Consider the following 14498-nt stretch of genomic DNA (forward strand, 5'->3'; position numbering starts at 1 on the left):
TGCCGCTAGTGGTAAGGGTCTTTCTTTGGCCAGACTTCAGGCTACTTACATTTTAGTCTTGGTCGTTTTGACCGTGGTTTTGTTGGCTTTGTAGCGCATGTCGGCCGTGCCGTTGGCTTTTGCAGGGCCGGTGGAAGTCGTCTTCGTACTACTCATTTTATTGGATGAGTAGCGCATATCCGGCGTACCATCGGCTTTCACTTTGGTACTAGTCGAGGTTTTGGTTGTGCCCGAAGGCGTCGTCATGGTGCTCGACTTCGTCATGACTTTAGTGCCGGGTGCTTGGGTCTTGCTGGTAGTAGTTTTAGTTGAGCTGGTGCTCATAGTAGCCGGTGCAGTAGTGGCAGCCGGCGCTTGGGCTAGCGCTAAGGAGCCTCCAAACAGGCTCATAGAAACGAGTAAACTGAAGATACGCTTCATATAGAAAAGGGTGGGAATTAATGGTGAATACATGGGCCTAATACGGAGCTTACATCTACGTAGTTCGCTGATAATGTACATATTTTGCGAGCATATGTGCAGGTTATTTAATATAGGCAGTGAATAATAGCAGATAGGATACATTCCGATTTATAGTAAAGCTCTCTCAGCAGTTGTTTTTATTTTTAATGATTATTTATCATAGTTTTTTCAAAAAATCGTATTCATAACTACTTTAGTGCAGTTTTACTACCCTAACCCCCTTTCAATTCCTTTTAATGAAAAATTTCTACATCTTGCTAACTGCTGGTGGACTGCTGTTTCTCTCGCAGCACTCGGCCTCTGCCAACCTAAGCGACCCCGCACCGCGCACTGAAAGCCCAGCCGAAGTTCAGCGCAAAGCCACTGCTGCCGAGCAGACTGCCGCGGCCAGCACCACGAAAAAAACAACATCTCACAGTGCCCACAAATCGAAAGCCAAGTTGCGCCACACCCTGCGGGTACTGCTGGGACTAGAGGAAAGGAAGTCCGTGACTTCCCCGGCTCAACTCCGACGGCGGCTACACGCGCGTCAGAGGCACTTGAAGATACACGCACGACGGGAATCCCGGGCACGACGTAGCCGCTCGCACGAATAGACATTCTCTGCCTATCGGGCACGAAAAAGCCCCTTGCCAGACTGGCGAGGGGCTTTTTTCTATGCAACGAGAAACGGCATTAAGCCGTTACCTGCGCTTCGAGTTTTTGGGCGAGCACGTGCTTGGGCACGGCGCCTACTTGCTTGTCAACGATTTGACCGTTCTTGAAAACCAGCAGCGTGGGAATGCTGCGGATGCCGAATTTCATCGAGGTTTGGGGGTTGGCGTCAACGTCAACTTTGCCCACTACCACTTTGCCTTCGTATTCGCCGGCCAGTTCCTCCACTACGGGGCCTACCATGCGGCAGGGGCCGCACCATTCGGCCCAGAAATCGACTAATACTGGCTTGTCGCCGCCGATGATTTCATCGAAGTTGGCGTCGGTTATTTCAATTGCTTTGTGTCCCATTTCAATTTGGGTTGGGTTAATGATGGTCTGGCGTGTACGGCCAACGGGGTCGCAAGGTAGCAGATTGGATGTTTAACATAGTGGGTGGGGGAAAGTTCAGAAGCGCGTTTCCGGCCGGCCCAAGGTCCGGCGAACGACTGAACTGGCTATCTGAAAGCTGGGAAAGTCATGCTGAACGCAGGCCTTTGAAGGAAGTCATTTACCAGCCTGTCATGCTGAGCGCAGTCGAAGCATCTCGCCCGCAACAGTAATCCAATCAAGAGGATTAGCGCACGAGCGAGATGCGGCGGCGCTCAGCAGGACGTTCCTCGGACCAATAAACAGTCTCTATATCAGCGTGCAAACTTCCAGCTCCAACTCTTTCATCTTCTCAATAAACATCTTGGGCTCAATCTGGAAGCGGCGCGAGAACATGTCCACGGCCAAGTGCTCGTGGGGCTCCACGAACTGAATTTCGAGGCGCTTGCCGCCCGGCGCGTGGTCGATGGCGTCTTGCAGGCGGTCGAGCATGGGGCCAGTTACGGTGCGTAGGTCGAGGCGCACGCGGACGCCTTTGCTCATTTTCTCGGCCACGTCGGCCAGAGGCTGCATCGAGAGGATGCGCAGGTCCCACTGGTCCTGGGTGTGGCGGCGCAGCTCCTGCTTGAGGCGCACGTACATGGGTGGCACCTGCTCGTTGGGGTAGTTGCGCGGGTTGATGAGGGGCGCAAACTTGGTGTAGTCGTCGCGGAACAGCGCCGGATTTATGCTGGTCTCGTAGTCCTCCAGCGTGAAGGTGCAGAAGGGCTGGCCGGTTTTCGTAGTCTTGAACAGAACGTTGTTGATGAGGCCGGCCACGGCCAGTTCCTTGTTCTTAATCTCGTCCACCTTGTCGAGGCCGCAGGTGCAGTAGGCGTCCAGTTCCAGCTTGAAGCTGTCGAGCGGGTGGCCCGACAGGTAGAAGCCCACCACTTCTTTTTCGCGGCGGAGCTGCTCGGTCTTGCTCCAGGGCTCCATCTCGTGCATTTTGGGCAGCGGCGCGGCCACGGCCCCGAACGCTCCGGCGCCGAAGAGGCTATGCTGCGCCGATTCTTTGGCCGCAGCATGTTGCTGCCCCATTTTCATGGCTTTTTCAATGAGGCTCTGGTCGCCGGCCGGGGCATCCACGTAGAGGCGGCGGTGCTTGCCGAAACCGTCGAAGGCGCCGGCTTGGGCCAGGCTTTCGAAGGTTTTCTTGTTCACGGTGCGCAGGTTCACGCGCTTGGCGAAGTCGAAAATGTCGCTGTATTCGCCGTTTTTCTCGCGCTCCTGCACCATGCTTTCCACCGCAAGTTCACCGGCGCCTTTCACCGCGCCCATGCCGAAACGGATGGCGCCTTCCTGGTTTACGTTGAATTTCAGCAAGGATTCATTCACATCCGGCCCGAGCACGGGCACGCCCTGCTTGCGAGCTTCCTCAATGAAGAAGGTCACCTTCTTGATGTCGCCCATGTTGTTGGTGAGCACAGCGGCCATGTACTCGGCCGGGTAGTTAGCCTTCAGATAACCAGTCTGGTAAGCCACCACCGAGTAAGCGGCGGAGTGCGAGCGGTTGAAGCCGTACTCCGCGAATTTCTCCATCACGTCGAATACCTCGTTGGCTTTTTTCGCCACGATGCCGTGCAGGTTCTTGGCGCCTTCGATGAACTTCTCACGCTCCAAGGCCATCTTTTTCATGTCCTTCTTGCCCATGGCGCGGCGCAGCAAGTCGGCCCCGCCGAGCGAGTAGCCAGCCAGAATCTGGGCCGTCTGCATAATCTGCTCCTGGTACACCATGATGCCCTGGCTGTATTCCAGGATGGGTTTTAGGAGCTCGTGCGGGTACTCCACTTCCTCGCGGCCGTGCTTGCGGTTGATGAAGTTCGGGATGAATTGCATCGGGCCGGGCCGGTAGAGGGCGTTCATGGCAATCAGGTCCTCGATGTTGGTCGGCTTCAAGTCCTTGAGATACTGCCGCATACCTTCGGATTCAAACTGGAAGGTGCCGATGGTATCGCCGCGCTGGTAGAGCGCGTAGGTCTTCTCGTCGTCGAGCGGAATGTTGTCGATGTCGATTTTGACGCCGTGGTTGCGCTCAATCAGGTTCATGGCATCCACGATGATGGTCAGGGTTTTGAGGCCCAGAAAGTCCATCTTTAGCATGCCCGCACTCTCAATCACCTTGCCGTCGAACTGCGTGACGAGCAGGTCCGAGTCCTTGGAGGTCGAAACGGGGATGTACTTCGTGATGTCGTCGGGCGCAATGATGACGCCCGCCGCGTGAATACCGGTGTTGCGCACCGAGCCTTCTAGCTGCGTGGCCAGTCGCAGAATCTGGCCCTTGAGGTTGTCCGGTGACTCGTCACGCCGAATCATGTCCAGTTCTTGGTTTTCGGCGAAGGCGCCGGCCAGCGTGGTGCCCGGCTTTTCGGGCACCATCTTGGTGAGGTCGTTGGTCTGGGGCAGCGGCAGCTCCAGCGCCCGCGCCACGTCCTTGATGCTGGACTTGGCGGCCATGGTGCCGAAGGTGATAATCTGGGCCACCTGCGTCTTGCCGTACTTTTCTACCACGTAATCAATGACTTTCTGACGGTTCACGTCGTCAAAGTCGATGTCGATATCGGGCATGGACACGCGCTCCGGGTTCAGGAAGCGCTCGAACAGCAGCGAATACTTGATGGGGTCGATGTTGGTGATGCCCACGCAGTAAGCCACGGCCGAGCCCGCGGCCGAGCCCCGACCCGGACCCACGGCCACGCCCATGTCGCGCCCTTTGTTGATGAAGTCCTGGGTGATGAGGAAGTAGCCCGCAAACCCCATGGTCTGGATGATGCGCAGCTCGTAATCGAGGCGCTCTTCGACTTCGGGCGTGCGGTCGGCGTAGCGCGGCGGCTTGTTGAGCTTCACCGTGCCGTTCCCCGCGCTTGGCCCAAAAGCCCCCACGTAGGTCAGCTCGCGCAGAAACTCGTCGGCGTTGGCAAAGGGGGCCGGGATGGGGAAGTTGGGCAACAAAATGTCGCGCGCCAGCTTGGGCGGCGTGATTTTGTCGACAATTTCATTGGTGTTGTCCACGCTGTCGGGCCGGTCGGCGAACAGCTCGTTCATCTGCGCCTGGTTCTTGAAGAAGAACTGGTCGTTGGCAAAGCCGAAGCGGGTGTGGGGCTTGGGTTTCTGCAGTTCCTCGTCGATGCGGCGCAGCTGCTTTTGGGCGTTTTCGTCGCGGCTGTAGTCGCGGCGCAGGTTATCGAGCAGGTCGTATTTCACCTCGCCCTTGGAGGTGAGCAGGGTGTAGTAGTTGGTGCGGATGTCGCCGACCGGGATGCTGTGCTCCTCGCCGGTGTTCACGCACAGCAGCAGGTCGTGGGCGGCGTAGTCGGTTTGGTCGACGTAGTGCGAGTCGTTGGTGCAGATAACCTTGACGTTGTACTTCTTGGCGAAACCGAGCAGGACTTGATTCACGTCTTCCTGGCTTTTGCCGGTGCCGTCGAAATTCATCAGCCCGTGGCGCTGGATTTCGATGTAATAATCCTCGCCGAACAGGTCGAGCCACCACTTCAGCTTTTCCTCGGCCTGGGCTTCGGTGCCGAACAAAATCGTCTGCGGAACCTCGGCGCCGATGCAGCAACTGGTGGCAATCAGGCCCTCGTGGTACTGCACCAGCAGCTCCTTGTCGATGCGCGGAAACTTGGAGTACACGCCCTCAATAAAGCTCATCGAGCAGAGCTTGCTCAGGTTGTGGTAACCGGCTTGGTCTTTGGCCAGCAGCAGCTGGTGGAAGCGGTTGTCCCTCTCCCCTTTCTCACGGCTGAAGGCCTTCTTGTGCCGGTCTTCTACCAGGTAAAACTCGCAGCCCACGATGGGCTTCACATTGTACTTGTTGGCCTCGGCCACGAAGTTGAACGCCCCGAACATGTTGCCGTGGTCGGTAAGGGCCACGGCGGGCATGCCATCCGCCTGCGCCTTCTTCATCAGGGCCGAAATGCTGGCCTGGCCGTCGAGCAGCGAGTATTGGGTGTGGCAATGGAGGTGCGAGAACGTGGGCATAGTAGGAAGTTTCGAGTTCTAAGCGTTAAATACTGAGTCGCTTCACTGAGCAATCCAGCGTTCAACATTTAAACGCTCAACATTTACAAAGACTAAAGATACCCCCGGCTGGCAGGCATTCCCAAACCCAAAATGCCTGCGGTCTGATTCCCTGCACGCTGCATTTTTGGGCTATTTACCGCATCACCTTCACCGCAATAAATGCGGGACTCACTTGCCCGCCGCCTGCACACGCAGCACCTCGCCCACCTTCACGGACTGGTCGGGTTTGGCATTCCAGGCCTGGAGGTCGGCCACCTTCACATTATACTGGCGGGAAATGCTAAACAAGGTTTCACCTTTGACCACGGTGTGCTGAGTGGCCCCTGCCGCCACTGGAGCAGAGGTGGCAGGGGCAGCCGGCGCGGCCTTTTTGGGCACGTACAGCGCGGGGTTCACCTTGCTCCCCGGACGGGCAGCTGCGACAACTGGCGCCTGCACCGGTTTTGCCACCGGCACGGCGGCGACAGACAGCGGCGCCCGCCCCGGAAGTATCAGTACTTGCCCAACCGCTAGGTTAGCGGGGGGCGTGAGGCGATTTACCTCCATGAGAGTTGCCGGTGGAATGCCGTACAGACGGCTAATGGAATAAACCGTTTCGTGGGGCTCGACGCGGTGCGTAGTTCCGGCCGCCCCGCCCGGCGCCGACGCAGTTACTGGTTTGGGAGATGCTGTCGCCGGCTTGGCAGCAACCACGGGAGCAGGACTGGGCATGGCTGGCGTAACCGAACGCGCTGGCGGCGCGGACACCAGCTCGGGTGCCGGAATGGGCTTCGACGCCACCGCTGGAGGAGCCGCAACTGGCTCGGGTTTGCTGGACTCAACGACAGCCGGCTCCGTAGCGGGCTCAGGCTCACTAGGCTCATCGGCCAAGGGCGTGGGGGCCGGTGCCGGCGCGGGAGAGGACAATGGCGCTACTTCAGGCGCGGGTACAGCGGGAGTGGCTGGAGCCGGTACCGCAACCGGAGCAGCCGCGGGCGCGGCGGCAGCAGTAGCCGTCGACAGGGCTTCGCCCCAACCATCGGCTTCCTCCGTCACGACTTGCTTGGTCTCAGTAGTTCCGTTTTTGACTTTGATTTTTACTTTGACCTTGCCGTCTTCGGGAGCCCGCTCACGTTGGGCAACTACAATTTCGTTGGCACGGTCTATCAACACATCCGTATTCGCGGCGGCCGATCCGGCGGTGGGCCGCTCCAAGGCCACTCCTTCGGGCAAGCTGCGGTATTCCACTGCCACTTCGCGCGGGCGGGTGTGCTGAAGCCACAAGACCCGGCCGGGCCGCAGGTCATCGAAACGAGACATTCGGTTTTTAGAGAAAATGGCCTTTCGGCGGATGCCATATTTCTGAGCCACGTCCAATACGGTTTCGCCAGGCTGCGCCACGTGGTATTCCACGGCCGCCACATTGCGCTTGCTTTCCAGATAATATGGGCGGCCGGGTACGGCCATATCGAAAGCTCGCAGTTCGTTATGACGGAGAAAATCGCCCAGCTTTTGGTGGCCGCGGCGGGCCAGGTCCATGGTCGTTTCGCCGGGCAGCGCAATGAGGGCGCGCAAATTATTCACCCGCACCTCGGCCGAGTTAGCGGCCACGGCTGGCATCGTCAGCAGTTCTTTGCCGCTTTGCAGGCGCTGATTGGCCACTATGCCAGCGGCCTGCGTGACATCCCCCACGGGCACGATGAGCGTGTAGGGCCGGTCGGCGGGCACGGTCGGCGCTAGCAGCCAATGGTTATGAGTGGCCAGCGCGGCCGGGTCGGTGTGCAGGGTCAGGGCCTGGGCTTCGAGGGTTTGGCCGGCCACGGCGGGAAATTCCTGGAGCAGCAGCGGCGGCTTGGGGTTCTGGCCACAGGCGGGCTCGAAGGCAATTTTCTGGGCCAGAAACATCAGCACGTAGGGTGAGGTGGCCTCGGTGATGGCTATTTCGGTAGCGTTGGCGTCGGTGGGCAAGGTGTAGGGCTTCACGCCACCAAGGCCAGTATTATAGCTCAGCAGGGCGTTCAGCCAGTTACGCAATGAGGCGTTGCTGCGCGACAGGTAGCGGGCGGCGGCGCGGGTGCTGGCCGTAAGGTGCTGGCGCTCATCCACTGCGTCGCTCACCACCAAACCAAGCTCGGTGGCGGTTTCCTGCTTGAGCTGCCAGTAGCCCACAGCCTCGTGCGGACTGCGCGCATTGCCTTGCAGGGCACTTTCCTGCAAGGGCAAGTAGCGGAAATCGAGAGGCACGCCTTCTTCCTTCAGCACGCGGTCGATGATGGGAAATGCGGCGTCGGCCAAATCCACCCGGGCCTGAAACGAGGGCTGGTGGCGGCACAGGCCGTCGGCTTTTTGCTGCACCAAGCGCTGGGCTTCTTCATTCAGCACAAGGTGCAGGCCGGCCACGTCAAAGGCCGCGGGCACGTCGGGATGCGGACGGGAAACGACGGGTTGAGCGGCCAACGGACCCGCCAGGCCGAGGCCCAGCACTACAAACAACACAACAGAATTTCGCATAGGCAGCACGGGCGGGAGGCGGCCACCGTGGCCACTTCCTGCCCGGAAGCTACAAAGAACCTGATTTTTGGCCAAAAAACGGGCCGAGGCCCTACCGAGGGCCACCAGCCGGCGGGCCGGCAGGCGGTGGGCCACCACCGGGAGCACCGCCCCCATCAGACCGGCCATAGCCGCCAGGCCGCCCAAACCCCCGTTCGCCGGGAGGCCCGTCAGTAGGCTGGGCTGGAGCTACCACGTTGCCACTGCGGATGTTGTATGTAAACATCAGCATGAGATAACGCTGCAAAATGGTAGTTTGCACGTCTTCGTAGTACGCCTCCGTCACGTTGCGCTGAATGGCGCGGTTCTGCCCCAGCAGGTCGAAGGCGTAGATTTTGATTTCGCCGCGCTGGCCGGGGAAGACCTTCTTGCCTAGGCTGGCATTCCAGAGCAGATACTGCTGGTTGAAGCCGGCCGAGAGGCCCGAATAGGCCTGATGCAATAGGTCGGTGGAAAAGCTGATGCCCGGCCCTACAATCCAGCCCAGCCGCAGCCGCGTGACTTGCGAGAAGTAGTTGGTATTGAGCCGAGATTGCAAGGTATTGCGCACGAAGTTCTGGTTCGACGTGGTAGAAGCCGTGAAATCGAACTGCGGGCTGATGTTGGAGCTGAGCGTGAGCCCGGCCCCGAACGATGGCACGCGAGCATAGTTCAGGCCGCCATTCACGATGCCGGGCGTCTGCGTGAAACTGGCGTTGGCGCTCACGTTTACGTTGGTTTTGATGGCTTTGATGGGCTGGCCGTAGCTCACCAGCGAGCGCACCGAATACTGCTGGCTCAGGTTGGTAGGCTGGGTGAGCTGGCCGCCGGCCGGCAGGCGTACGCCGGGCGCCCCCTCCGGCACCACGGTCGTATCGCGAATGGCCACTTGGGTGCGGTTGGAAATCGGGTTCTGCGTGAACGAGCCCGACAGCAGCGCGAAGAAATTGCTCGATACTTCGGGGTTCGAAGCCGAGTAACGTACCACGCCCGAGTGCTGAAACTCCTGCCGCAGCGTGGGGTTGCCAATGCTGAGCTGCAGGGGATTGGCGTTGTTCACCACAGCTTGTAGCTGGTTCACGCTGGGTGGGTTGGTATTGGTGCGGTAAAAAATCCGCAGGTTTTTCTGCCGCGTAAAACGGTAGTTGAAGCTGGCATTGGGCAGCACGTTCACGAAATAGTAGCGCCCGATGCTGGGCCGCGGAAACTGCGCGTTGCTGTACAGCTCCGCGTATTGCCCGGCCAGCCCCACACTGGCCTGGGATTTCTGCGTAATGTGCCGGTAAGTCAGCCCGCCCGACTGCGTTAAGTAGTAGTTATCGAACACGTTGCTCAAGCCTTCATTCAGCTGGCGGGTGTCGCCGGTCAGCACGTCGTACGTGTACTTGTTCGAGCTATTGGGCGCGTAGTTGATGGCGTAATTGCCTTGCAGCATGTCCTGCTTCGTCAGCGCTTCGGTAAGAGTCAGGTTGGCGTTGATGCTGCCCCCGTTCTGCTTGAGGTCGCTGGCCTGGTTGAGGTTGTTCAGGGCCGAACCGGTATCAGCGGTCCGCAAGGTGGTGTTGCTGGTGCGCTGGCTGTAGCTGCCGCCGATGCTCAGGCTGGCAGTCCGCCCGGCCTTAGCGAAACGGTGGCGGAAGAGCAGGTCACCGCCGGTATTCAGGCCCTTATTGCCCGAGTTATAGTCGCTTTGGATGTTGCTTTGGTCCTCGCCAGCCCGGCGCGTCACCCCAAATACGTTGCTGGTAGCCTCGTTCTGCTGATAGCTGAAACGCGGCCGGAATAAGATGGAGTTGGCCGAATCAATCTTGTGCTCCAGACGCATATTGAAGCGCTGGTTAGTGTTGATACTATTGCTATTGGCGCTTTGGGTGTAGGTGGTACTGGCCTGCTCCGGCAGCACGTACTGCCGGTTCGTGGTGCTGAGTAAGGTGTTGTTGGCCCGATTGAAAAAGTAGCTGGCCGATAAGTCGGTTTTCTTATTCCAGGAATCGGAGTAGTTCAGGCCCAGCGCGTTGGTTTTGGTGATGCCGCCGCTCTGGTTCACCAGGAAGTCGCCGGCATTGCCCCCATTGCCGGCCGCACCGCCGCGCCCGCCTCCCCCACCCCGGCCGTTGCCGCCCTGGTTCGAGTTGCCCACCACTCCCAGCAGGTCTTCGGTGCCAAAGTTCTGCTCGTTCACGTTGTTCGACTGTGCCAGCACCGACACTCGCTGGCTGCCCTTGAACTTGTTCACGTTGCCGCTGGCCCGGTAGCGCTCGGTTCCGGCGCCAGCCAGCACTCGCCCAAAAGTGCCGTTGCGAAACTCCGCCTTGGTCACGATATTGATAGTTTTGGTAGTGTTACCATCATCCAAGCCCGAAAACCGGCTCTGCTCGCTGCGCTGGTCGAATACCTCCACTTTATCTACCATCTCGGCGGGCAGGTTTTTGAGCACCGCGTCGGGGTCGTTGCCGAAGAAGGGCTTGCCGTCCACCAGCACCTGCTGCACGTTTTCACCCTGAGCCTGCACCTTGCCGTCGGTGCCACGGCTCACGCCGGGCAGTTTCTCAAGCAGGTCGCCGGTAGTCGCATCAGGGTTGGTTTTGAAGGCGCGGGCGTTAAATTGGGTGGTGTCTCCCTTCTGCACCGGTTGGGCTGCTTGGCCCGTCACCACCACGCCCTTCAGCCGCACACCACCGGTTTGCAGTGCCAGTGTCCCCAGTTGCACGGGCTGCCCGCTCACGGTCAGCACCTGGCTCAGCTTCTGATAGCCTACAAAGGACGCATCCAGCACATACCGCCCGGCGGCCACGTTATCAAACTGAAATTTGCCGTTGGCATCAGCCGCCGCGCCGGTTTTCACCGAGTCGGGCAGGCGAATCAGCAGTACGTTGGCTCCGATAAGTGGCGACTGGTCTTTGCTGTCGGTCACACGCCCGCTCACGGTGGTAGGCGCCTGCGCGTAGGACAGATTTAGCCCAATCAGGAAGAAAAAAACGCAGGTAAAGAGCCGCATATGACTGGTAAAAGCAACCGAAACTCGCTTGACGGCATCTAGCCGCTCAAGGTTTATAATCCAGCAGAATGAGCGCCGGGCAGTTACTTTTTACGCAACAGTAGCAGTCCATCCCGCAGGGGCAGAAAAACCGGCTCCACTCGCACATCCTGGGCCATTTTGTCGTTGAAAGCGCGCACCAGCGGCGTATCCTTATCGCCGGTTTTTACCTCGTGCGTAGGCAGCACCTTGCCGCTCCACAGCACGTTGTCGACGATGAGCAACCCGCCCGGGCGCACCTGCCCGATGACTGCCTCAAAATAAGCGTCGTTATTACGCTTGTCAGCGTCAATAAAGACCAAATCCCACACTTCATCGACCAGGCCCGGCAAAACGTCGAGCGCGGCGCCAATGTGCAGCCGTACCCGCTCAGCGATGCCGGCTGCCGCCACATACCGCCGGATGCGCGCCTCCTTCTCGGGGTCTATTTCAATGCTGTGCACCAATCCGTTATCAACCAGCCCTTCGGCTAAGCACAGCGTAGCATACCCGCAAAAAGTGCCGATTTCCAGCACCCGCCGGGGCCGCACCAAGTGACTGAGCATGCTCAAAAATCGGCCCTGTAGGTGGCCGCTGCTCATGCGCGGCAGCAGGGTTTGCAGGTGCGTTTCGCGGGTGAGCTGGGCCAGCAGTAGCGGCTCCGGCGCGGTGTGCAGCTCCGCATAAGCCTGAATGGCGTCGTCGTTGGTAGTAGTCATTCTTTAATAATTATTAGCAACCCCTTATTATCCAGCCTTACCTCCACCCCAAAACCGCAGCCGAAACACAAAAACCTGGAAGCCCGACTTACCCGGCCCGTAGTTAGCGCCAACAACCTGGTAAAGCCCCTCGTAACGGTAGACTTCCGGGCCACCATCCTCGGCGGGCACTTTGCGCAGTACACGCACTGGCAGGCCGGTTTCCTGGCTTTTGAGCAACGCCAGATTAGTGCCGGTGGCCACTTGGTCGGTGGTTTGGTGGCCGGTTTTCGGGTCGCGCCCGCCGTTGCCGGAGTAGCAGATTTCCTCTTCACCGAACTCATCATCTTCGTACTGGCCGGCCAGCACAATACTCTCCGCCCCCAGTTTCTGGGTGCCGCAGACGCCAGCCCGGGGTGGCCGATGCACGCCGCTAAACGCCAGTTCCAATCGGTTGCGGAAGGTGTCACCAGGCCGGTACGTGCCCACGTGGCCAAACACCGGCCGCTTGTCCAAACGGCTGGCAGAGTTATTCGCCACGAGCTTCGGCATTCGGCTTATAAAAGTGGACCCGCTGATAAGCTAGAAAAACCGGATTAATCGGATGCTTCTTGTGCTGCCGCAGCTGCCCCGAAATTCCGAGCAGCTGCCCGTCGTCAGCCACGCCAAAGCTGCCCAAATCAAACAACACGTGGTGGTTAGGGCACAGGCAAAGCACGTTTTCCAGGCTATCAGGGCCGTGGTGCGGGGCCCCGAGCGGGCGGATGTGCGCCGCCTCAGCGTAGGGCCCCGCCGCCCCACGCAGTTGAATGCCACACACCTGGCAGCAATGTTCGTGTAGGACCTTAACGCGGCGCGTGACGGCTGTATCTCGCACAATCCGAAGGGTCGTGCTCACTCGGCGCGGGGCCGGACCGTAGGCCGATGCTGGTTCGGCGGCGGCGGAATCAGCCAAACCCGGAGGCGCAAATAATTCCGCTTGCCCGCTCGGCGCCTCGGTTTCTTCGTCAAGAGCGACCGTTTCGGGAAGCAGCTCCAGCCGGAAGCGCCATACGCGGTGCCCGGATTTGCCCGGCGCCGCCCAGTGGCTCACCACCCGGTAGAGGCCGGCATAGCGGTAGAAACTGCTGTGGTTGGTTGTCACCTTTCGCGTCACCCGTAGTGGCAGGCCCTCCTGCTCGTTGCGAACCAGTTCCAGGTTTGCGCCCGTCAGTGTTTGGTCGGCTACCTGCTGGTTGGTTTCGGCACTGCGCCCGCCCCGGCCGGTGTAAATAATGACAGCACCCCAGTCCTTATCGTCCTCGTAGCCGCCGGAAAGCACAATGGATTCTGCGCCCAGCCCCTGCCGGGCACTGATGCCCGCCTGCGTTTGGCGATGCACGCCCGAGCCCCACAGCTCCAGCCGGCTGGCAAACTCATGGCTGGGCGCGATGCCCGCAATCGGACCGAAAATGGAAGGTGACGCTTTCGGCACGATGCGGCTATTTTCCTTCCGGCACGTATTGCAACACGCTCAGGTGCTCGTCCGTCAGCACTTCGTTGGCCATTTCGCGCAGTTCCGCCGCCGAGATTTTGTTAATCTTTTCAAAAATCTCGCTCAGCGGCTCCACGCGGCCCAGGTCCAAAGTGCTTTTACCCAGGAGCTGCATCAGGCCGCTGTTGCTTTCCTCGCTCATGGCAAGCTGGCCCATGAGTTGGTGCTTGGCCGTGTGCAGCTGGTTGGTGGTGAGCGACTTTTCGCGCAACAGCTTCAGCTCCTTCTGCACCAATCCCAGCGTGCGTTTCACTTGCTTGCCTTCGGTACCGAAGTAGATGCCGAACAAGCCGGTATCGGTGTAGGGCGAATACGTGCTGTCGATGGTGTAGACGAGGCCATACTTCTCGCGCACCGCCAGGTTAAGGCGCGAGTTCATGCCCGGACCGCCAAGGATGTTGTTCAGCATGAAGAACGGAATACGGCGCGGGTCGGTCAGCGAATAGGCCGGGCCACCCACCAAGCAGTGCGCCTGTGTGATGGGCCGGGTTTCAACCTGAGTTTTGCGCTCATAGCCGCCCACCGGCCGCCGCACCCGCGGCCCCAGCCGGGCCGGCAACGGGGCCAGTAGCTTATCGGCCAGCCGCTTCACCTCCTTAAAAGACAGGTTGCTCACCGAGCTGAACACCAGTCGGTCAGTACGCATCTGCTCCTGCAAAAAGGCATGAAAATCAGCACTCTGAAAGCGGCTCACGCTCTCACGCGTGCCCAGAATGTTGACGCCCAGCGGATGGTCGCCGAACACGACAGTATCAAAATCGTCGATAATAGCATCTTCCGGGGCATCCTGGTACATGCTCATTTCCTCCAGAATCACGCCTCGCTCCTTCTCTACCTCACGGCCGGGAAACACGGAATTGAAGGTGAGGTCCGTCAACAGCTCAAATGCCCGCTCAAAGTGCGTGCTGAGTAGGGCGGCATAGAAGCAGATTTTCTCCTTAGTGGTGTAGGCGTTCAGCTCGCCGCCCACGGTTTCGAGACGGTTGAGAATGTGAAACGACTTGCGTTTTTCAGTGCCTTTGAAAGCCATGTGCTCCCAGAAGTGAGCCAGGCCCTGCTGGTGCGGGGCCTCATCGCGCGAGCCAATATCGAGCAGAAAGCCGCAATGCGCAATTTTAGTGTGCGGTACCTGCTTGTGTAAGAGGCGGATGCCGTTGGGATATTCGTGAATGTGATAATCAAGCATAAGTGC

The 14498-nt window shown here is 59.3% G+C and carries 10 protein-coding genes; 1 reads left to right on the forward strand and 9 read right to left on the reverse strand.

Features of this window, described 5'->3' with window-relative positions; all coding sequences use genetic code 11:
* Nucleotides 1–45: 45 nt before the first annotated feature.
* Complete coding sequence (locus WX88_RS11965) at nt 46–420, reverse strand: hypothetical protein (RefSeq protein ID WP_046244602.1); 375 nt, start codon at nt 418–420, stop codon at nt 46–48.
* Between the two features lie 278 nt (nt 421–698).
* Here WX88_RS11965 and WX88_RS30010 point away from each other — a divergent pair, with 278 nt between their 5' ends.
* The gene (locus tag WX88_RS30010) at nt 699–1058 is read left to right on the forward strand and encodes a hypothetical protein (RefSeq protein WP_156176082.1); all 360 of its coding nucleotides are present in this window, start codon (nt 699–701) and stop codon (nt 1056–1058) included.
* Between the two features lie 79 nt (nt 1059–1137).
* On the opposite strand, the gene trxA is transcribed toward WX88_RS30010, so the two are convergent.
* From trxA to WX88_RS12005, 8 genes are all read right to left on the reverse strand, one after another.
* Entirely contained in the window at nt 1138–1467 is a 330-nt protein-coding gene (trxA, locus tag WX88_RS11970; protein WP_046244603.1) for a thioredoxin, read from the reverse strand.
* 327 nt (nt 1468–1794) lie between these two features.
* Nucleotides 1795–5508: a DNA polymerase III subunit alpha gene (dnaE, locus tag WX88_RS11975; RefSeq protein WP_046244604.1), complete on the reverse strand. Its 3714-nt coding sequence runs from the start codon at nt 5506–5508 to the stop codon at nt 1795–1797.
* A 210-nt stretch (nt 5509–5718) separates the two neighbouring features.
* Nucleotides 5719–8040: a LysM peptidoglycan-binding domain-containing protein gene (locus tag WX88_RS11980; RefSeq protein ID WP_197076764.1), complete on the reverse strand. Its 2322-nt coding sequence runs from the start codon at nt 8038–8040 to the stop codon at nt 5719–5721.
* A gap of 91 nt (nt 8041–8131) precedes the next feature.
* Nucleotides 8132–11056, reverse strand: coding sequence for an outer membrane beta-barrel protein (locus tag WX88_RS11985; protein WP_052732613.1), 2925 nt, complete (start codon nt 11054–11056; stop codon nt 8132–8134).
* 83 nt (nt 11057–11139) lie between these two features.
* The gene (locus tag WX88_RS11990; protein ID WP_046244606.1) at nt 11140–11793 is read right to left on the reverse strand and encodes an O-methyltransferase; all 654 of its coding nucleotides are present in this window, start codon (nt 11791–11793) and stop codon (nt 11140–11142) included.
* 27 nt (nt 11794–11820) lie between these two features.
* Complete coding sequence (locus tag WX88_RS11995; protein WP_231590686.1) at nt 11821–12312, reverse strand: YDG/SRA domain-containing protein; 492 nt, start codon at nt 12310–12312, stop codon at nt 11821–11823.
* Nucleotides 12302–13246, reverse strand: a complete 945-nt coding sequence (locus WX88_RS12000; RefSeq protein ID WP_046244608.1) for a YDG/SRA domain-containing protein — start codon at nt 13244–13246, stop codon at nt 12302–12304. Before WX88_RS12000 ends, WX88_RS11995 begins: the two co-directional genes overlap by 11 nt.
* A gap of 7 nt (nt 13247–13253) precedes the next feature.
* On the reverse strand, nt 13254–14492 hold the full coding sequence (locus WX88_RS12005; RefSeq protein ID WP_046244609.1) for a M16 family metallopeptidase: 1239 nt from the start codon (nt 14490–14492) through the stop codon (nt 13254–13256).
* Nucleotides 14493–14498: the final 6 nt, after the last annotated feature.

This window comes from Hymenobacter terrenus, assembly GCF_000972495.1.
GTDB classification, from domain to species: Bacteria; Bacteroidota; Bacteroidia; order Cytophagales; family Hymenobacteraceae; genus Hymenobacter; species Hymenobacter terrenus.